Raw genomic sequence first — 18500 nt, forward strand, 5'->3', positions numbered from 1 at the left:
TCAGCCCCCGCTCACCGGCGGCAGGATCGCCACCCGGCCATCGTCGGGCAGCGCCTCGTTGTCGCGCAGTACGCGTTGCTGGTCGGCGAATGCCGAGTAATCCAGCAGGCCGGCACGGAAACCCGGCCAACGCAGTGGCAGCAGCTCGCGCAGCGCCTGGCGCAGGTCGGCCACGGTGCCACCGGCCACCTCCACCGCGATTTCACGGCTGGCATCCAGTTCGGAAAACGCACCGAACAACTGCAGATTCACCTGTCTCATCACGGCTCCTGGCTCGCCAGCTGCACCGGGTCCTGATGACCCCAGCCCTGCACGCGCACTGGCGTGCCGGCAGGGGCGAGACCGCCCTCGCCTTCCAGCACCACCCAGGCGTTGGCCTGCAGCATGGACATCAAACGGAACGACTCCTGCCCAGCCAGCACGCGCGCACTCAGGCGGCCCTGCGCGTCCACTTCCACCCGCGCCCGCGCATGGAAGCGCAGGCCCGGCGGCGTGCGCACGTCGGCCTGCAGCGGCAACGTCAGCACCCGCTCGGGTGCCAGCCCCAGCAGGCGGCGCAGCACCGGCTCGACAAAGAAGCGCTGGCCCACGGCAGCGGAGACCGGGTTGCCCGGCAGGCCGAAATACAGCACGCCATTGGGCAGCACCGCGAACAGCAACGGCTTGCCGGGGCGGATCGCCACCTTGTGGAACACGATGCGCGCACCCCGGCCGCGCAGCGCGTCGGGAACAAAATCGTAGCGGCCGGCCGACACCGCGCCGGTGCTGATCAACAGCTGCGCACCCGCGTCCAGCGCTTCATCCAGCACGGCATTGAAGGCGGCCACGTCGTCGCCCACCGTGCCCTGCCAGACCACCTCGGCACCGGCGGCCTGCAGGCGGCCGACCAGATACGGCCGGTTGCTGTCACGGATCTGCCCGGATGCCAGCGTCTGCGCCGCCTCGGTCACCAGCTCCTTGCCGGTGGCAACCACCGCCGCTTTTGGCCGCGCCACCACCGCCACCTCGCCCACGCCGATGGCATGCAGCAGAGTGCGCGCGTTGATGTCCAGCACCTGCCCGGCCTGCAGCACGCGCTCGCCGTCGCTAACGTCTTCGCCACGCAGGCGCACGTTCTGGCCCGGCTTTACCGTGCCCTTCAGGGCAATGCGGGTCGGGCGTCCTTCCTCGCTGGCGAGGATCTCCACGTTCTCGACCGGCACCACCGTATCCAGCCCGACCGGCATGCGCGCACCTGTCATGATTTCCCAGGCGCCCTCGCCGCCTTCGGCACCGGCATCGCCGGCCGCCTGCCAGCCCTGCACGCCGAATTCGGTACCGGCCCCGAGCGCCGCGCCGTTGGCGCGAAGCGCGAAGCCGTCCATTGCCGAATTGTCGAACGGCGGCAACGACTGCCCACTGATGATGTCACTGGCCAGAGTGCGGCCGCCGGCCTCATGCAGCGGCAGATGTTCGGCCGGCAGCGGCGTGGCCGCCTCCAGCAGGTGCTGCAAGGCCTCGCTGTAGGCAATCATGCGTGGCCAGCCCCCTTGACCATCGCCAAGGCGTGGCCCAGCACCGGCGCCAGGATGTCCAGGCACTGCGCCGCCGCCTTTGGGCTGCCGGGCAGCGCGAACACCAGCATGTTGCCCAGCTGCACCACCTCGGCGCGGCTCAGCCAGGCCATCGGCGTGTGCTGCGCGCTCAAGGCCCGCACCATCTGCGCCAGCCCATGCACCGGCCGCGCATTCAACGAACGCAGCGCCTCCGGGGTCAGGTCACGCGGGCCCAGCCCGGTACCGCCGGTACACAGGCACAGGCGCACGCCCTCGGCCGCCAAGGCCTGCAGGCGGGTGGCCAACGGCTCGATGCCATCAGGCAAGACCTCGGCGGCTACCACTTCGCCACCCAGTTTTTCCACGCCAGACACCAGGGTCGGGCCAGAGATATCCTCATAGGTGCCGTCGCTGGCGCGATCACTCAGCGTGATCACCGCGCAGGCCGCGCCTTCCAGGCCCTTCGGCGCACGCGGCTTGAAACGCTCACGCTCGGCCTCGTCCATGCCATCCGGGTGCAGCCAGACACCGCGCTTGCCGCCTTCCTTGAACAGCAGGCGGATGCCTTCGATGCGCAGCGCCGGCTCCACCGGCTTGCTCAGGTCATACAACGTCAGCAGCGCCGCATTGACGCCGGCCAGTGCCTCCATCTCCACGCCGGTGCGCGCCTCGCTGGCGCACTCGCACCACACGCGGATCGCCTGCCGTTCCGGCACCGGCGCGCAGAACACCTGCACCAGCTCCAGCGGCAGGGGATGGCACAGCGGCATCAGCATCGACGCCATCTTGGCGCCCTGCAGGCCGGCAATCTCGGCCATCACCAGCGCATCGCCCTTGGGCAGGCGGCGCTCGACAATCAGCGGATAGGCCACTGGACCGGCATGCAGCTCGCCCACCGCCACCGCACGACGGCGGCTGATGCGCTTGTTGCGGACATCGGCCATATGGAAGGCCGCGTTCAATTCCCCACTCATCGTGTTGCTCATCCTCCGATCGAGGCCAGGTGCGGGGTCAACCCGGTCTGGCCCTGGTGCAGTCCGTGCCCGGCCGCTTTCAGGCCAAGCTGGGTGGTGATGCGTGCCAAAAGCGCGTCATGGTCCTCGTCGCGTTGCAGCAGCGGGCGCAGCGGCACGCCGAACTCGCCGAACAGGCACAGCCGCAGGTCGCCCTTGGCGGTCACCCGCAGGCGGTTGCAGCCCTTGCAGAAGTCACGCGAGTACGGCGCGATGATGCCGATGCTGCCGCGATGGTCGGGGTGGCCGAACTCGCGCGCCGGGCCGGCATCGGCGGCGCGCGGGCGCTCGTGCCAGCCAGCGGCCAGCAGCTGCTCGATCACCACGTCGGCACGCAGGTGGTGGCGCTGGAAATAGGCTTCGTTGTCGCCGGTGCGCATCAGTTCGATGAAGCGCACGCTGAAGGGTCGATCGCGCAGGTAGTCCATCCACTGCGGCAGCTCGTCGTCGTTCAGGCCACGCAGCAGCACCGCGTTGAGCTTGATCGCCGGCAGGCCCAACGCCTGCGCCAGGGCCAGGCCCTGCTGGATCTCCGGCAGGCGGTCATGGCCGGTGATGGTCTTGAAGCGTTCGCGCTGCAGGCTGTCCATGCTCACGTTCAGCGCAGTCAGGCCTGCCCGGTGCCATCCCGGCAGGCGCCGCGGCAGCAGCGTGCCGTTGGTGGTGATGGCCACCTTGCGGATGCCCGGAACCGCCGCCACGGTGGCGATGATCTCGTCCAGATCCTTGCGCAGGCTGGGCTCGCCACCGGACAGGCGGATCTTGCTCATCCCCAGCGCTGCAAAGGCCCGCACCAAGCGGCCGATCTCCTCCACCTGCAGGAAACGCGGGTGGCCATCGGCCTGGTACCCGTCGGGCAGGCAGTAGCTGCACCGGAAGTTGCAGGCTTCGGTGAGCGACAAGCGCAGGTACGGAAAGCTGCGTCCGAAGCTGTCGGTGAGTTGGCTCATGGCTGTTCCGCCTCCTGGTACCACCCTGCAGCCCTGCCCCTGAACGGGTTGTCGACCCCAGCCCGCAGAGTGCGCTGGGGCGTTGAAAGCGTCAACCCGGGAGGCACGCAGCCTGAATTGGCGCCGCCTGTCGTGATAGGCCCGCCCCGCCCGTCCCGTTCGCCGTGACAAACTCGACGCCTGTCGCAGATTGCACGTTGCGGGCGGATCACTACGCCAGCCAGAACTGCCGGAGCTTAACAGCGTAGGACAATGTCAAAAGCGTCTTCAATCGAGTGATGTTTACAACTCTTCTGATTGGCATTGCACAGCGCCAGGGGCTCAGAGGGCGTGCCACCGGAAAAGGGTGGCCGGGCTTCGAATCCCGTGTTGGCTTTGAGTACGTGCGCTTGCCAGCCGGCGTCACCATGCGTGGCGCCGGCTGGCAATCCGTCTGCCGGCTATGGCGGGCGGTGCGTGGGGGCCTTCGGGCCCGCCGGACTGACATTAACCCGGTGTTCGAACCACGTACCGCCCGCCACTTTTATGGGTGGCGGCTACCGATTGCCCTGCACGGAGCCTTGCCATGAACGAATCGGACTTCCCCCATCTGCACGCCTACGCAGCGCCGCCGGCGGCGACGGTTCGCCACAGGCTAAGCCAACAGTGGACAGGAACACCTTCACTGCCAATCTCCACCGCATCGGCTCCGGTGCGGCGGCCGACGGACAACCCTGGCCGGAGCGGCATCAGCTGCCCGGGCGCTGCCTGGCCCTGGCCCATGCCGATTGTGCGTTGAAGGGGTTGCGGGTAGTGCTGGAAATGCTGCTGGCGGCCGAACGCACCCGGCAGAATGGCGAACCGGAAGAGTACGTGGGCAACCGGGTGATGGAGGGGTTGGTCATGGCCTGCCAGTCGTTGTGCGCGCAGGCGGTGGGGCGGTTGCAGCCCGAAGGGTGAACGCGATGCGCCACGCCCTTCGGCGAGGACCACTTTCAGCAGGTGTCAGTGCTCGCTGAAAGCGCTCCTCAGATCGACCCCGATGATCGGTGAGAAGTCCACTTTGCACAGCTCCAGCTCGAAGAGCTGATCGTGATTGTCCAGGCACAGGGTGACTCTCACCGGCACGCCGTCGGCATCGGCAAGCATTGCAGTGGCAATGTCGCTTCCGAAGACCTGGGTCGTGCTGGACAGGAACACCACGCCTCCGAATCCGACGACCTCCACGTCCTCCACCTGGGCGAGCGCCAGATCCTTCAACAACCGTTCGCACAGCTCGTTCGTCTCGGGCAGCAGCCTGTGGATGAGGGAGACCTCGTCGGGGGTGAGGAATCTGGGCACGGGATGTCCTTCAGGGCACTGCATCCTGCCTCCCCCGCAAAGACTACTGTGAGTAATTGACTTCTTTAGTGACATTTCCACTTCGGTCGTACCATCGCCACACACCGGCCTTATGCCCATTCTTAAACTGTCCACGCATACGAACATACCCATCATCTGCGGCGACAAATGGACCATCAGCAATCTCGCACCCCTTCAAAGAGCCCACTTTTCCCCACGGCTCGGTCTTCAGTCGAGCGGGCTCAACACATTCTATCCGCTCATCGTCGAACGAATTCGTCGTTGCGCCCTGCTTCTGATCCGCACATGCCGAAGAAAGTGACGCCAGCAGGACGCATGTCATGTATCTCTTCATACCTACCTCAGCCCAGGAACCTTCGAGTTGAGCAATCGTTTGTTCTGCTCTTGCTGCAGTTCGACTGTACTAGCATTCCAAAGTGTCTTGGCTACAAATGATTGGCAATGGTTGGCAGGCCCCCACCTACCAAGTGATCTCCCTATCTGAAGCTGGGAATTGACTCTCGCTTCGTCGATATTTTTAACCACTTTGCATGATGCTCCAGGCTCATTGCTACGACCGACATGGTTGGTCACCTGCACGGGATCGCCCGGCATGTCTCCACTGTCGTTACAAGGTACGTTTCCACGAGTGCGACCCATGCCTGCCTCAACTGTATCCGTACGAATCCATTGGTGATCAATTGGATTGTTGGATACTCCAAAGGCCGGCTGACTACATACAAGTACTTCCAAGCCCTCAGGGCCAATCCAACTCATCGGATTTCCCATCACGTAGCCAAAGGTATTTGGCCCCGCTGCGAGCCCAATCGGATCACTCTGCGAATAACGACCCACCGCAGGGTCATACTCCCGCTGGTAGTTGTAGAACAGCCCACTCGCATCCGTCGCCTGCTGGCCCGGGAAGCGCAGCGCCAGTTCGAACGCCACACCATCCCCGTCCGGGCCTGCACTCGGAATCTGGTTGCCGAACACCTCGCTCTTGTTGCTCCACTCCCAGATCGAGACATTCCGTACCGGATCGATCACCACGCGCGGTGTGCCCAGATGATCCGGCTGCCGGCACAATCTGCCGCACACGCCCTGCTCTTCTCGGGCTTCACGCGTGGCTCGCACCGCTACCTGGCCACCGGCCACACCCTCCAGCGCGAGGATCCTGCTGCGGTGGTCGCCGCGATTCAATCGGTCTCCGACACAGCGAAGTAGCCGTTCCGGGCAACGGCTTCGCCCGTTGTTCCCCTCTACTGCCCTCGCAGGCGCACCGCGAAGTACCGCGCCGGGGAAAGGCCAAGCGCTTTCTTGAACATCGTGATGAAGGCCGTCACCGACTCATAGCCCAGCGTCTCGGAAACGCGTTGTACCGGTGCACCCGCGGCAAGTTCACGAATGGCGATGAGCAGGTGCAGCTGCTGCCGCCAGCGCCCGAAGGACAAGCCCGTTTCCCGTTCGATGAGCCGGGTCAACGTGCGCTCGCCCAGGGCCAGGCGCACGGCCCACTGGCCGATGGTGCTGCGGTCTGCCGGATCCGCCGACAGCGCCGCCGCCAGCGCACGCACCTTCGGGTGATGGCTGACCGGCAACGACAGGTGCTCGGCCGGCATCTGTACCAGCTCGTCCAGCAATACGCGCGCCAGCCGGTCGGTGTGGCTGCCATGCGGGTAGTCCAGCGGCGCGTCGGCCAGGTGCAGGATCATCTCGCGCAGCATCGGGGAGATCGCCAGCGTCACGCATTGCATGGGCAGATCGACGATGCCGGGCTCGACGAACAGGTAGCACAGGCGCGCGTTGGCGGTGGCGCGGTTGCTGTGGGGCATGCCACCGGGAATCCAGACGCCACACTGGGGCGGCACGATCCACAGTGCGTTGGCCACTTCGCAGGTCACCGCCCCATGCAGCGCAAGAACAAGCTGGCCCTTCCGGTGCTCATGCACGGGAATCTCCGCATCGTGCTCGGCCACCTGCAGGCGGCTGGCAACCGCCGGGCGATCGGTCTCGTCCGGGTCCAGGTCAAAGCCGGGGAGCGAAATGCGAGCCATTCTCACATTGACCGGTTTTAGCGATTGATTGTCATTGTAGCGAAATTCGCCAGGGCGGCCGATCACTAGCATGAGCCGCATGCACTTCCCCATCCCACTCCTCCCCCACGTGCTCCAGGCGTTTGCACGGTTGAAGAGCCCTGCCCTCCGGACCGACCAGGAGGCGGTGCTGTTCTCGCTCAAATGCCTGCTCGCCGCGTCGCTGGGGCTGTATGTCTCCCTGCGGATCGGCCTGAATCGCCCGTTCTGGGTAATCGGCACGGTTTATCTGGTGTCGCAGCCCCTTTCCGGGGCGACACTCAGCCGCGGCCTGTTCCGTCTGCTCGGCACCGTGGGCGGGGCCGTCGCCACCGTTGTGCTGGTGCCACGCTTCGCCAATGCCCCCCTGGTGCTGAGCGCCGCACTCGCCACCTGGATGGCGCTGTGCCTGTATCTGGCGATGATCGACCGCACCCCACGTGCCTATGCGTTCCTGCTGGCCGGCTATACCACCAGCCTGATCGGGTTTCCTGCGGTGATGGTGCCGGAGGACGTGTTCACCATTGCCATCACGCGGGTGCAGGAAATCGCCATCGGCATCATCGCCGCCACGCTGGTACATGCGTTGGTGCTGCCGCGCCGGGTCTCGATGCGCGTGCACGCGCGGGTTGCTGCCGTGCTGGATGATGCCGAACGATGGACACGCGACATGCGCGCCGGTGCATCGGACACGGTGCTGGCGACCGACCGCTCGAAAGTGGCAGCCGACCTGCTTGAGCTGCATGTGCTATCGATCCACCTGCCCTTCGACAGCGCCCACGGCGTGGCCCAGGTGCAGATCCTGCGTGCTTTGCATGACCGGATGCTGGACGTCCTGATGCTGTCCAGCGCGGAGGAGGACTCCGTCGACCGGCTGCGTTCACCGCAGGCCAGCACAATGGACCCACTTGGCTGGCGCGAGCTGATGCAGACCGGCCTTGCCGCGCAACAGGCCGAGCTGGACCTCGCCCACGCCGACTGCCGCGTGCTGCAGGCACAACTGCACACCGCCCGGCCCGGCTGGCGCGGGCATGTACCTGCCCGCCTTGCGCGGCATGTGCAGGGTGCGGCACTTCACCGGGATCATCGGCTCGCGCTGCGCAGCGCGCTGGGCGCGTTCGTCGGCATCCTGCTGAGCTGCGTTCTGTGGATCGTCACCGGCTGGTCGGAGGGCGCCACGGCGGTGTCCATCATCGGCACGGCGTGCGTGCTGTTCGGCACGATCGAAGCGCCAGCGCCGCATGTCATGCGCTACCTGGTCGGCTCCGCCATCGGTGTCGCCGTCGGTCTTGTGTACGCCCTGGTGATCATCCCTTCGCTGTCGGGTCTCGCCGGCCTGGTCGCCGCGCTGGCGCCGGTACTGCTGCTGTGCGGATCGTTCCTGGCCCGGCCGCCCTTCATCATGGCCGCCCTGGGTGTGGTGCTGACCTTCCCGCTCATCGCCGGCCTGGGTGCGACCAATGCGATCAACGTCGTCGGCGCACTCAACAACAGCGTTGCGTTGTTCGTCGGTACGACGGTGGCACTGTGCAGCATGCAACTGTTCCAGACCGCCGATACGGGCCGTAACCGCGCTCGGCTGGAGCGTTCGATCCGCCGGGACGTCGCACGACACGCCGCCGGACGAGGTGATGTGACACGCGCCTGGCTCAGCCGCATGCTGGATCGCATCGGGCTGCTTGCTCCCAGGCTGCAGGGCCGTTCCAGCGCGGGACACGACCTGCGGGCATTGTTTGCAGACGTTCGTGCGGCACGTGCATCCAGCCAACTCCGGGCACTGGAAAGGTGCCTGGACAATCCGCAGGCCCGGGCGCTTCATGCACTGCTGATCGAACGCATCGCCGAGCATTTCAGGGTTCGTGCCCACCCGCCGCGCCGTATCGACACCCATCTTCTGGAAGTGCTGGACCGAATGCGTGAAGCAGTGGTTACCAGCAGCGGGGCTGATCGGAAGCATCTGTCGCACCTTCTCTGCGGGTTGCGCCGCGACCTTCTCGTACCTTTGTTCACCCACCGGCGCTGACCTCATGCTTCCTGATCTTTCGATTGATGGCGTGCTGATTCCCGGCCTGCTTGCGGTGGCCGTCGCCGCGCTGGCGCTGTCGGTACTGACCTCACGTTTCCTCGCCAGCCTCGGTCTGTACCGGTTGTTCGCCGCGTGGCCACTGGTGGGCCTGTCCCTGTTCGTGATCCTGGCGGAGCTGATGATCCGGCTCGCGCCCCTGTTCGAGAAATGAGATGAAACACACGCTTGCTGTCATCGGGCGCTGGAGCGCAACCCTGGTGGTGTTCGCAATTGCCGTCGTCGCCGCACTGGCCATCTGGCATCGCTACGAAACACACCCGTGGACGCGCGATGGGCGGGTGCGCGCCGATGTGGTGCGCGTTGCATCGGACATGGGGGGGCTGGTGACCCAGGTGCTGGTGCACGACAACCAGCGAGTCAGCGCCGGACAACTGCTGCTGGTGCTGGACCAGCCGCGCTTCGCTGCCGCGCTTGAGAAGGCCGACGCAGCGGTCAGCAGCGCACGCGCCACGCTGGCCCTGGCCCGCCGCGAATCGGCGCGGGACAACGCACTGGGCAACCTGGTCGCTTCGGAAACCCGCGAACGCAATGCCGCCAAGGTCGATACCGAGCTGGCCGCCCTGGCGCAGGCGCGGGCCGAACAGCGCGTTGCCCGGCTCAATGTGCAACGCACCGCGGTGCGCGCGACCACCGATGGCATCGTCACCAACCTGGACCTGCACGCGGGCGACTACCTGCAGCCGGGTGCACAGGCGCTGGCGCTGATCGACACCGGCAGCCTGCGCATCGAGGGCTATTTCGAGGAAACCAAGCTGGGCTGCATCACCGAGGGCGATGCCGCCGTGTCCCGGCTGATGGGCGACGACCACGACGTGCGCGGGCACGTGGATACCATCGCCGCCGGCATTGCCGACGATCAGCGCTCAAGCACGCACAACCTGCTCCCCGCTGTGGCGCCAACTTATACCTGGGTGAGGCTGGCACAGCGGATCCCGGTACGCATCCGCATTGATGATGCGCGGCCGGATACCCGCCTGATCGTGGGCCGCACTGCGAGTGTGACGATCACGCCCTCGGCACAGGGAGCCTGCAAGTGAGCGTGCGAACAGTACGTGGTGGGCTGCTCGCCCTGCTGCTGCCGATGACGGCCTGCGTGTCAGGCCCCGACTATCACCTGCCTGCCGATGCTGTCGCAGTCTCTCCCCGGGCGGCGCAGGCGTTCGTCTCGGGCCAGGAGGCATCGTTCAGCCATGACGCACCGCCGGATCGGTGGTGGCACCTGTATGGCGATGCCCGGCTTGACGCCTACGTCCGCGAAGCACTGGCGGCCAACACCGACCTGCGCGCCGCCGATGCCAACCTTCGGCGCGCCAGCGCTACCGTTCTGGAGTATCGCGCGCGCGGTGCCGTTCAGGCCGACGTGGATGCATCGGGCACGCTCACCCATGCCGGTGGCTACACCCAGGCGTCGGCCGCTCCGCAGTCCTACGCGCTGGGCCTTCAGCTCTCCTATCCACTGGATCTTGCAGGCGGCATCCGCCGCGGCATCGAGGCCGCCAGCGCGGACGCGGAGGCTGTCGCTGCGGCACGGGACCAGGTCCGCGTGGTCGTCGCTGCGGCCGTCACACGTGCCTATCTCCAGGTGTGCACCCGCAATCACACGCTCGCCGCAACCCGGCAGGTGCTGGCGATCCAGCACGCCACGCTGGAGGCAACCCGCCGCCTCGCCGCAGGCGGTCGAGGAACGGACTTCGATGTCAGCCGTGCCGGTTCCGCCGTCAACCGCAGCGCGGCGGCAGTACCGCACCTGCTGGCAGAACGCCAGGCCGCACTGTTCGAACTGGCGGCATTGATGGGCAGGCTCCCGGCAGACTATCCCAGGGAGGCCGAAGCGTGCCCGCGCCCCCCGGAGCTGGAGCAGGCATTGCCAGTCGGAGAGGGCTGGCAGCTGCTCCAGCGGCGCCCTGACATACGCGCAGCAGAACGCAGCCTGGCTGCCGCGACTGCCTTGATCGGCGTCGAGACGGCCGGTCTCTATCCGCAGATCACCCTGGGCGCCTCTTCGGGCGTGGCTGGCACGCCGGCGCATCTACTGTCGGCCAACAGCTTTGGTGCGAACATCGGTCCCGTGCTGTCATGGCACTGGCCCAACCGCCGCGTGGCCAAGGCCCGCATCGCGGCGGCCGGCGCCAATGTGGATGCCGCTCTTGCTTCCTTTGACGGCATCGTGCTGCAGGCACTGCGCCAGACCGAGACCGCGCTTTTTGCCTGCACGCAGGAGCTTGAACGCGAGCGCAGCCTGGCGCAGGCGCGTGGGGATGCAGCGCGCGCCGCCGGGCAGGCGCAGCAGCTCTACCGTTTTGGCAGGATTGATTTTCTCGACCTGCTTTCGGCGCAGGCCGCGCTGGCAGATGCGGAATCCGCGTTGGCCACCTCGCGCGCGGAGCGGGTCGACCGCCAGATGGAACTGTTCCTGTCACTGGGCGGCGGTTGGGCTGCGGGCGACACGGCCGATGGTGCGACACGCTGAGATCATCTTCGCAGCAGCAGGCGCCAACCGATCTGTTCATGAACGGCATGCCTACACCCCTATTCATTCACATGGCCCGCCCTATATTTGCGTTAACAGCGCCGCATGCCGCGGCCATGACGGAGGCATCCCGATGACATCCATACGTCTGCTTGCCATTACCGTAAGTACGGCCGCAGCGCTCGCCGTAGCTCCCGCCTTCGCTGATCCGCCGCATCACGCCCGCGGCAACGGCCCGCCGCCGCATGCCGGCGGCCCCCACCACCGTGATGCGCCGCCGCCCGGCTGGCAGAAGAAGGCCTGGCGACGTGGTGAGCGCCTGCCGTGGGCCGAAGTGGATCGCCGCTACTGGGTCGACGACTATGCGCGCTATCACCTGCGTGAGCCGGGCCGCGACCGGCGCTGGGTGCGCCAGTCCGATAGCGAGTACCTGCTGGTGGAAATCGCCACCGGCTTGATTGTTGACGCGCTGCATCGTTGAATGCGGAGCGTGCCGGGGCCCTGTAGCCGTGGCCCCGGCGGCGCTTCCACCCTACGAAGGCCGTCATGAACGATGCGAACCACCGGAATCCAGAGCGCGCTTCTCGCTGCGTGTCTCACCACAGGCGTGCCGGCCCAGGCAAGTCAGCCCCCATCCTCAGCTGATGTGAAGGCCATCGAACAGGTGGTCGAATCGTTCCGCACCTCGTTGATCAACAAGGACAAGCCGACCTACATGGGCCTGTTCTTCTCCGACAAACCGGAAGACATCGGCTGGCAGTTCGTTTCCGAGGATGTGCGCCTGCAGGACATCCGCAAGGCCAAGCCCGATGCAATCAAGGCACGGCAGATCCCGGCCAACAACTTCGTCGCGCTGATCGACGGTGCGGTGGCCTCGCCGAAGCCGAAGGAGGAGAAATTCTCCAACACGAAGATCGAAACGGATGGCGATGTGGCCTCGGTGTCGTTCGACTACAGCTTCCACGACGATGGGGTGAAGACCAACTGGGGCAAGGAGATGTGGCAGCTGATCCGCACCGAACAGGGCTGGAAGATCTTCTCGGTGATCTATTCGATCCGCGATTCACGCAGCCCGGCCGATTGAACGTCGCTTGACGCGGCCGAACCCAGGCCGCGATCCATTCAGCATGCGCATTGGCAATCAGTCAGGGATCGGGCACAGTTCGGCCACGCGCAAGGACGCACGCCATGACCCGCCTGCTGATCATCGAAGACAACCCCGAGCTCGTAGCCAACCTGTACGCTTTCTTTGAGCCTCTCGGCTACGTCCTGGACGACGCCCGCGACGGCTCAAGCGGACTACGCCGGGCAACGCAGCACGATTACGACGCCATCCTGCTGGACCTGATGCTGCCGCGCCTGGACGGCATGACGCTGTGTCAGAAGCTGCGCCAGGAATTCCAGAATCCGGTGCCGATCCTGATGCTGACCGCGCGCGACCCGGTAGATGACCGGGTGCAGGGCCTTGCCTTGGGCGCGGATGACTACCTGGTCAAGCCGTGCTCCCTGAAGGAGCTGGATGCGCGGATCAAGGCCCTGGTGCGCCGGGCACAGGGTCGCCAGGTCCAGAACGTGCTGGCGTGGAAGGACCTGCAGGTGGACACGCGCTCGCCACAGGCCTGGCGCCAAGGCCGCTGCATTGCCCTGACGCCTACGTCGCACAAGCTGCTGATGTGCCTGGTGCGCGCCGCGCCTGCCGTGGTGCGCAAGCAGGAAATGGAATACCTGGTCTGGGGCGATGAACCACCGGACAGCGGCGCGCTGCGAACACACATTCATGAGCTGCGCCTGCAGGTGGACCGCTGCTTCGACACCGCACTGATCACCACGGTGCATAGCGTCGGCTGGCGCATGCTGGCGTGAGCCCTGCGTCCCTCTACCGCCGCCTGAGCCTGCGTACCCGCATCACGATCTCGTTCGTGCTGTCGATGGCCGGCGCCATGGGTTTCATCATACTGGCCGAACAGGTCGACTACGACCAGGTCCGGGCCGCTGTCGTCGCGCGCACCCAGCACGGCGAAGTGCAAAGGCTGCAGGCCTTGCTGGATCGTGGCCAACGCCCAGCCCTGCCACCAGGGACCCAGCTGTTCGACGCCCAGGACGTGCCCGTCGTGCTGCGCCAGTACGGCCCGGGCTACCACGGCGAAGAGGTGCCAAATGAGTGGCACCTGAGCGTCTTCGACAACGGCGGCCAGCGCTACTACCTGATGCAGGACGCGGCGCACTACGGCTATCTGGAACACCTGATCAATGCCTTCGCGGCACTGGTAATTTCGATCTGCGTGCTCGGCGCCTTCCTGATCGGCCGCAAGGTAGCGACGCACGTCATCGCGCCCATCACGCGATTGGCGGACGCGGTGCAGGACGGCCAGAAGCCCTTTCCCTACCAGAACGCCCGCGACGAGATCGGTGTACTCGCCCGCGCCTTCGCCCAGCACAGTGACGAGCTCGAACGGTTCCTGCATCGCGAACAGTGCTTCAGCGGCGACGCCAGCCACGAACTGCGCACGCCGCTGGCGATCATCGGCGGCGCTGCGGAGACGCTCGCCTGCCAGCTTCCGGCCGACAGCCACCTGGTTCCCAGCGCCGAGCGCATCATGCGCACCACCCGGGAGATGCAGCGCCAGCTGACCTGCCTGCTGCTGCTGTCACGCGCGCCCAGTACCGTGCCGCGCAACGAGGTGGCCCTGCGTCCGCTGATCGAATCCTGCATGGAGCGCTGCCAGCCCTGGATTTCCGGAAAGCCGGTAATCGTTGTGTTTGATGCCCGGCATGACGCCGTGCTGGACACCAACGCGGATCTGGCGCACAGCGTGATCTGGAACCTGCTGCGCAACGCCTGCCAGTACACCGAATGCGGCGAAGTGCGGATCACCCTCCACGACTCCGCACTCATCGTCGCCGATACAGGCCCCGGCCTGCCTTCCAGTATCGACCCACAGCAGTTCGAGCGTTTCCTGCCCGGCAACCCGCACAGTGGCGAGGGACTGGGGCTGTCGATCGTGCAGCGCATCGTCGAGCATCTGGGCTGGAGGATGACGGTGCACTCCTCGCAGCAGGGATGCCGGTTCAGCCTGGAGTGGCCCCTCTGACGGTTTCCTGACGCGCGCGTACACATGCTGGGACGACTCACTTCACGGCGGAGCCCGCATGCAGCATCCCAAGGACAGCAGCAAGTACCCGCACGGCAAGACCGGCCTGCGCCGCATCCTGCATACCCTGATCCACTCACGCGACGGCTTCATCGCCACCTTCCGTGGCGAGGCCGCCTTTCGCCAGCTGTTGCTGCTGCACGCGCTGCTGATGGTGGCGGCCTTCGTGCTGGACATCAGCACGGTCGAGCGGGCACTGGTGCTGGCGGTCTGCTTCATCAGCCTGCTGGTGGAGCTGCTCAACTCGGCGATCGAAGCGGTGGTTGATCGCATATCACTGGAACAGCATCCGCTGTCCAAGAATGCCAAGGACATGGGCAGCGCTGCGCAGACCACCGCACTGTTGATGGTGGGCGCGGTGTGGGGCGTGATCCTGCTGGGCTAGTCCACCCATCCTGACAACTTCCTGATAAAGCCGTTTCGATACTGCGCGCACTCCCGTACCGCGGAACCTGCTCGTGCGTCAATGCCTCCGTTTTCCACGGCCCCATCCGATCGTTCTGGTCTGGGCCGCCGCACTGTTCTTCACCACGTTTGGAAACATCGCCCTCTGGAAGACGCTGTGGGGCCTGACCGACCTCAACAGCCTGCGCAGCGTGCTGTTCCTGGCCAGCTTGCCGGTGGTGCTGTTCTGCCTGTTCAACCTGGTGCTGACGCCACTGCTGGCACTGCCAGTCCTGCGCAGGCCGCTGCTGGCCGTACTCATCGTCACCAGCGCCGCCTGCAGCTATTTCATGCTGCACTACAACGTGCTGATCGATCGCAGCATGGTGCAGAACGTGTTCGAGACCAACCAGGCCGAACTGAACGCCTACCTCTCGCTGCCGCTGCTGCTGAGCCTGCTGATGCTGGGCGTGCTGCCCGCTGCCGGGCTGGCTTGGGTACGCACCACCAGCGGAGCGGGTTCGATACGTTCGCTGCTGGTGTGGCCGGCCAGCGTCCTGGCGTCGTTGCTGGTGCTGCTGGCGATCGGCTTCGCGTTCTACAAGGACTATTCCTCGCTGTTGCGCAACAACCGCTACATCCGTGACCAGGTGCTGCCGTTGAACGTCGTGCGCCATACACACGGTTATCTGAAAAGCCTCTACAGCACCCGCCAGCAACCCTTGCGCCCGATCGGCGAGGACGCGAGGCGCGTACCGGGCCCGCGACCGAAGCTTGTGATAATGGTCATCGGCGAGACCGCGCGATCACAGAACTTCCAGCTCAATGGCTACCTACGCGCGACCAATCCCCGACTCTCGCGCAAGGAGGGCGTCATCAGCTTCAGTGATGTTTCCTCATGCGGAACCGCAACGGCGATCTCGGTGCCGTGCATGTTCTCGCAGATGACCCGCCGCCAGTACGACGATGTACGCGCAGCGACCGAGGAGAACGTGCTCGACATCCTGCAGCGCACCGGCATCAGCGTGCTTTGGCGCAACAACAACAATGGCGGCTGCAAAGGCGTGTGCGAACGCGTGCCCACCGAGGACATGCCCGCGCTGAAGGTGGCCGGCCAATGTGTCAATGCCGACGGCACCTGCTACGACGAGGTGCTGCTGCATCAGCTCGGCACACGCATTGACGCCATGAACGGTGACGCCCTGGTCGTGCTGCACCAGCTGGGCAGCCACGGCCCGACCTACTTCGAGCGCTACCCTGCCACATCGCGGGCATTCGTCCCGACCTGCGACAGCAACCAGATCCAGCGTTGCAGCAACGAGGCGCTGGTCAACACCTATGACAACACCCTGGTGCATACCGACCTCGTGCTGGGCCAGGCCATCGATCTGCTGCAGGGCTATTCGGACCAGCGCGATGTAGCCCTGATCTACGTCTCCGACCACGGTGAGTCACTGGGCGAACGCGGCATGTACCTGCATGGCACGCCCTACTTCATCGCCCCGCGCGAGCAGACCCAGGTACCTATTGTGATGTGGTTCTCGCCGGACTTCGGCCGCAACGTCGGCCTTGATATGGCGTGCCTGAGCACTACTGCGCTGCACGAGGCACACAGCCATGACAACGTCTTCCATTCACTGCTGGGCCTGTTCGGCGTCAGCAGCGCGGTGTACCAGCGCGATCTGGATGTGTTCGCCGGATGCCGGGCGTCGGCCACGCCATCTGTGGCCGCCTCGCCGACGAGAAAACAGCGCCGGCTGATGCCGGTCGCTGCCCGGAACGTGGCGCGTTACTGCGCCGCCAGGGCGAAATCCAGGCCTGCACACACCGCTGCCACCTGGGCGTCGTTGCATTCCTGCGGGTTGGTGCGCGGGCTGTCCGGGTAGACCTCGGTCGTGGTGGCAAAACGCGCGTCGGTGAAGCCAGCGCAGGCGCCGATCGAACGCGACTCGCCCCAGACCACGCCCGGCGACTGCAGCGGCAGGCCGACCAGGTTGCCCTCGGCGTCGGCCGGGGCGATATGGGTGACCGGCGCGACCGCGGTGATCAATGCCTTCTGGAACTCGGCCTGCGGATCTTCGCTGTTGCCGATTACATAGAAGCCATCTGGAATGGTGTCGCGCTCGAATGGCTTGCCGTCGCGGGCGCAACGGGCCGGATCGAACTCGTGCAGATCGCTGTCGGTGGTCTCGTGCAGATCCAGGTGCACCAGCAGGTTCGGCTTGCGCTCGGCCACCCAGGCCATCAGCGCGGCCGCCTCCTCGATCTGGCCGCCGTCACGGAAGCTGCGGTTCGGGTCGATGGCATCCGGGTTCCAGCGCTGGATGCGCTCGTAGCCCCAAGGGCTGACGCACGGCGCCACGATCAGGTTCAGCCGGCCCAGGTAACGCTCAGCCTGCTGTTCCAGGAACTGCAGAGCACCGTGCACACCGCTGGTCTCGTAGCCATGCACGCCACCGGTGATCAGCGCGGTCGGCAGCGCCGGGTTCCAGTCGTGGTTGACCACGGCGAACAGCGGATAGTGGTCCGGCGCATAGTCCAGCTGGCCGTACTGGATCACGTCGAAGATGCTGTCGTCCAGGCGCTCAAGCGCGGCCACCACGTCGTCCTGGTAGCTGCGCTGGCGCTGCTGGCGGGCCCGCCACTGTGCACGTTCCGCGTCGCCCCAGGGCTGTCCGGGGGTGCCGATCGGGTAGAACTGCGCAACAGTCATGGGGAACTCCAGGGGGTCGAACGATGGGTGCAGCCGGACATTCTAAGCCTTGTCGCGCCTGCGGGCGCCCCCGCCCCGCCCTCGCCTTCATCCAGCCGGGGTCATCTGGTTGTAAAATCAACGGTTTTTGGCCCCTCACCCCTTGATGGCGAACGCAGCGCAGCCGGTCCTGGGTGGACCGGAGTTCCTCCGCCTGCTCGCCCGTCTCAGCGACGGCGCGATGCCGGCCACCAGTCCCGCCCTGACCGATCGCCTCGGCCAGTGGGTGGACTGGAGCCGCGCCGTGGCGCTGTCCGGGGCGCTCGGCGGGCGCCTGCCCGAGGCAGGCGAGGCCACCGAAGCGGTCGAGGATGTGTTGGCCGACTGCGCCCAGGCCCGCGCCAGCCTGCTGGCCTCGATCCGCGAGGATGCCGAGGCCGAGCGCCTGCTCGACCTGGCGGAAGCCGCCGCTGCGCCCAACTTTGCCTCGCTGCGCCAGCGCTACCGGGTGCTGCAGCAGGCCATCCAGACCGCCACCGGGCGCCTGCGCGGCCGCCTGCGCGACCAGTTGGTACAGGCGTCGCCGGAACTGGCGCGGCTGGCCGAGGTCGATGCGGTGATGGAGCAGACCCTCACCCCGCGCGAGCACAGCCTGCTGGCCACTGCGCCGGCGGTGCTCGGCGCCCGTTTTGAACGCGTGCACGGCCAGCCTGGCTGGCGCGCGGCCTTCCGCCATGACATGCGCACGCTGCTGCTCGCCGAACTGCAGCTGCGCTTCCACCCGATCGAAGGGCTGCAAGACGCCCTGCGCTCCTACTGACCGGAA

Annotated in this window: 18 protein-coding genes and 3 pseudogenes; 13 read left to right on the top strand and 8 right to left on the bottom strand. The window is 66.2% G+C overall.

Annotated features, from left to right (window positions below; all coding sequences use genetic code 11):
* From AC5P8Z_RS14115 to moaA, 4 genes are read right to left on the bottom strand one after another with little or no spacing between them, the layout of a single operon-like run.
* Nucleotides 1-261: a MoaD/ThiS family protein gene (locus AC5P8Z_RS14115; RefSeq protein WP_295568888.1), complete on the bottom strand. Its 261-nt coding sequence runs from the start codon at nucleotides 259-261 to the stop codon at nucleotides 1-3.
* Nucleotides 261-1514 carry a molybdopterin molybdotransferase MoeA gene (locus AC5P8Z_RS14120; RefSeq protein ID WP_495229326.1) on the bottom strand — a complete coding sequence of 418 codons (1254 nt, stop codon included), beginning with the start codon at nucleotides 1512-1514 and terminating at the stop codon, nucleotides 261-263. The genes AC5P8Z_RS14115 and AC5P8Z_RS14120 overlap by 1 nt, the downstream gene beginning before the upstream one ends.
* Nucleotides 1511-2509 (bottom strand): bifunctional molybdenum cofactor biosynthesis protein MoaC/MoaB, encoded by a 999-nt coding sequence (moaCB, locus tag AC5P8Z_RS14125; RefSeq protein ID WP_286072036.1) that lies wholly within the window; start codon nucleotides 2507-2509, stop codon nucleotides 1511-1513. Before moaCB ends, AC5P8Z_RS14120 begins: the two co-directional genes overlap by 4 nt.
* 8 nt (nucleotides 2510-2517) lie before the next feature.
* Complete coding sequence (gene moaA, locus AC5P8Z_RS14130) at nucleotides 2518-3498, bottom strand: GTP 3',8-cyclase MoaA (protein ID WP_495229327.1); 981 nt, start codon at nucleotides 3496-3498, stop codon at nucleotides 2518-2520.
* A gap of 565 nt (nucleotides 3499-4063) precedes the next feature.
* Here moaA and AC5P8Z_RS14135 point away from each other — a divergent pair.
* A pseudogene (locus tag AC5P8Z_RS14135) lies at nucleotides 4064-4437 on the top strand (hypothetical protein).
* A gap of 45 nt (nucleotides 4438-4482) precedes the next feature.
* Here the strand turns inward: AC5P8Z_RS14135 and AC5P8Z_RS14140 are convergent.
* Together AC5P8Z_RS14140 and AC5P8Z_RS14145 are read right to left on the bottom strand one after the other, a co-directional pair.
* Entirely contained in the window at nucleotides 4483-4818 is a 336-nt protein-coding gene (locus AC5P8Z_RS14140) for a DUF6984 family protein (RefSeq protein ID WP_286068591.1), read from the bottom strand.
* A 750-nt stretch (nucleotides 4819-5568) separates the two neighbouring features.
* A pseudogene (locus tag AC5P8Z_RS14145) lies at nucleotides 5569-5895 on the bottom strand (RHS repeat domain-containing protein); the annotation flags it as partial.
* A 12-nt stretch (nucleotides 5896-5907) separates the two neighbouring features.
* On the opposite strand from AC5P8Z_RS14145, the pseudogene AC5P8Z_RS14150 reads away from it, so the two are divergent.
* Nucleotides 5908-6042, top strand: a pseudogene (locus AC5P8Z_RS14150) (alpha/beta fold hydrolase); the annotation flags it as partial.
* Nucleotides 6043-6077: 35 nt separating this feature from the next.
* Here the strand turns inward: AC5P8Z_RS14150 and AC5P8Z_RS14155 are convergent.
* Nucleotides 6078-6872, bottom strand: a complete 795-nt coding sequence (locus tag AC5P8Z_RS14155; protein WP_343229545.1) for an AraC family transcriptional regulator — start codon at nucleotides 6870-6872, stop codon at nucleotides 6078-6080.
* A 70-nt stretch (nucleotides 6873-6942) separates the two neighbouring features.
* Here AC5P8Z_RS14155 and AC5P8Z_RS14160 point away from each other — a divergent pair, with 70 nt between their 5' ends.
* The 10 genes from AC5P8Z_RS14160 to eptA all read left to right on the top strand — a co-directional run bounded on the left by AC5P8Z_RS14160 (nucleotide 6943) and on the right by eptA (nucleotide 16868).
* Complete coding sequence (locus AC5P8Z_RS14160) at nucleotides 6943-8913, top strand: FUSC family protein (RefSeq protein WP_495229328.1); 1971 nt, start codon at nucleotides 6943-6945, stop codon at nucleotides 8911-8913.
* Nucleotides 8914-8917: 4 nt separating this feature from the next.
* Entirely contained in the window at nucleotides 8918-9127 is a 210-nt protein-coding gene (locus AC5P8Z_RS14165; protein ID WP_005416886.1) for a DUF1656 domain-containing protein, read from the top strand.
* Between the two features lies 1 nt (nucleotide 9128).
* Nucleotides 9129-10013 (top strand): HlyD family secretion protein, encoded by an 885-nt coding sequence (locus tag AC5P8Z_RS14170; RefSeq protein ID WP_495229329.1) that lies wholly within the window; start codon nucleotides 9129-9131, stop codon nucleotides 10011-10013.
* Entirely contained in the window at nucleotides 10010-11446 is a 1437-nt protein-coding gene (locus AC5P8Z_RS14175) for an efflux transporter outer membrane subunit (RefSeq protein ID WP_495229330.1), read from the top strand. The genes AC5P8Z_RS14170 and AC5P8Z_RS14175 overlap by 4 nt, the downstream gene beginning before the upstream one ends.
* A gap of 133 nt (nucleotides 11447-11579) precedes the next feature.
* A complete protein-coding gene (locus tag AC5P8Z_RS14180) occupies nucleotides 11580-11927 on the top strand; it encodes an RcnB family protein (protein WP_286068598.1) in 348 nt (115 codons plus the stop codon).
* A 72-nt stretch (nucleotides 11928-11999) separates the two neighbouring features.
* Nucleotides 12000-12530: a Cif family virulence factor gene (locus AC5P8Z_RS14185; RefSeq protein WP_495229331.1), complete on the top strand. Its 531-nt coding sequence runs from the start codon at nucleotides 12000-12002 to the stop codon at nucleotides 12528-12530.
* A 104-nt stretch (nucleotides 12531-12634) separates the two neighbouring features.
* Nucleotides 12635-13309, top strand: coding sequence for a response regulator transcription factor (locus AC5P8Z_RS14190; RefSeq protein WP_495229332.1), 675 nt, complete (start codon nucleotides 12635-12637; stop codon nucleotides 13307-13309).
* Entirely contained in the window at nucleotides 13306-14538 is a 1233-nt protein-coding gene (locus tag AC5P8Z_RS14195) for a HAMP domain-containing sensor histidine kinase (RefSeq protein ID WP_495229333.1), read from the top strand. Before AC5P8Z_RS14190 ends, AC5P8Z_RS14195 begins: the two co-directional genes overlap by 4 nt.
* A gap of 58 nt (nucleotides 14539-14596) precedes the next feature.
* The gene (locus AC5P8Z_RS14200; protein WP_286068604.1) at nucleotides 14597-14983 is read left to right on the top strand and encodes a diacylglycerol kinase; all 387 of its coding nucleotides are present in this window, start codon (nucleotides 14597-14599) and stop codon (nucleotides 14981-14983) included.
* 73 nt (nucleotides 14984-15056) lie between these two features.
* The gene (gene eptA / locus AC5P8Z_RS14205) at nucleotides 15057-16868 is read left to right on the top strand and encodes a phosphoethanolamine transferase EptA (protein ID WP_286068605.1); all 1812 of its coding nucleotides are present in this window, start codon (nucleotides 15057-15059) and stop codon (nucleotides 16866-16868) included.
* On the opposite strand, the gene AC5P8Z_RS14210 is transcribed toward eptA, so the two are convergent.
* Nucleotides 16772-17695, bottom strand: coding sequence for a M14 family metallopeptidase (locus AC5P8Z_RS14210; RefSeq protein WP_286068606.1), 924 nt, complete (start codon nucleotides 17693-17695; stop codon nucleotides 16772-16774). The two genes, eptA and AC5P8Z_RS14210, sit on opposite strands and share 97 nt — an antisense overlap.
* Before the next feature lie 145 nt (nucleotides 17696-17840).
* Between AC5P8Z_RS14210 and AC5P8Z_RS14215 the strand changes: the two genes are divergently transcribed.
* Nucleotides 17841-18494: a DUF3348 family protein gene (locus AC5P8Z_RS14215; RefSeq protein WP_286068607.1), complete on the top strand. Its 654-nt coding sequence runs from the start codon at nucleotides 17841-17843 to the stop codon at nucleotides 18492-18494.
* The last annotated feature ends 6 nt before the right edge of the window (nucleotides 18495-18500 follow it).

This window comes from Stenotrophomonas sp. YJH_SMC_17 (assembly GCF_059371655.1).

Bases quoted from the DNA above. Each gene is read 5' to 3' on its own strand.
- AC5P8Z_RS14115 (WP_295568888.1), bottom strand. From the start codon at position 261: ATGAGACAGGTGAATCTGCAGTTGTTCGGTGCGTTTTCCGAACTGGAT.
- AC5P8Z_RS14120 (WP_495229326.1), bottom strand. From the start codon at position 1,514: ATGATTGCCTACAGCGAGGCCTTGCAGCACCTGCTGGAGGCGGCCACG.
- moaCB (WP_286072036.1), bottom strand. From the start codon at position 2,509: ATGAGTGGGGAATTGAACGCGGCCTTCCATATGGCCGATGTCCGCAAC.
- moaA (WP_495229327.1), bottom strand. From the start codon at position 3,498: ATGAGCCAACTCACCGACAGCTTCGGACGCAGCTTTCCGTACCTGCGC.
- AC5P8Z_RS14155 (WP_343229545.1), bottom strand. From the start codon at position 6,872: ATGGCTCGCATTTCGCTCCCCGGCTTTGACCTGGACCCGGACGAGACC.
- AC5P8Z_RS14160 (WP_495229328.1), top strand. From the start codon at position 6,943: ATGAGCCGCATGCACTTCCCCATCCCACTCCTCCCCCACGTGCTCCAG.
- AC5P8Z_RS14165 (WP_005416886.1), top strand. From the start codon at position 8,918: ATGCTTCCTGATCTTTCGATTGATGGCGTGCTGATTCCCGGCCTGCTT.
- AC5P8Z_RS14170 (WP_495229329.1), top strand. From the start codon at position 9,129: ATGAAACACACGCTTGCTGTCATCGGGCGCTGGAGCGCAACCCTGGTG.
- AC5P8Z_RS14180 (WP_286068598.1), top strand. From the start codon at position 11,580: ATGACATCCATACGTCTGCTTGCCATTACCGTAAGTACGGCCGCAGCG.
- AC5P8Z_RS14185 (WP_495229331.1), top strand. From the start codon at position 12,000: ATGCGAACCACCGGAATCCAGAGCGCGCTTCTCGCTGCGTGTCTCACC.
- AC5P8Z_RS14190 (WP_495229332.1), top strand. From the start codon at position 12,635: ATGACCCGCCTGCTGATCATCGAAGACAACCCCGAGCTCGTAGCCAAC.
- AC5P8Z_RS14200 (WP_286068604.1), top strand. From the start codon at position 14,597: ATGCAGCATCCCAAGGACAGCAGCAAGTACCCGCACGGCAAGACCGGC.
- AC5P8Z_RS14210 (WP_286068606.1), bottom strand. From the start codon at position 17,695: ATGACTGTTGCGCAGTTCTACCCGATCGGCACCCCCGGACAGCCCTGG.
- AC5P8Z_RS14215 (WP_286068607.1), top strand. From the start codon at position 17,841: ATGGCGAACGCAGCGCAGCCGGTCCTGGGTGGACCGGAGTTCCTCCGC.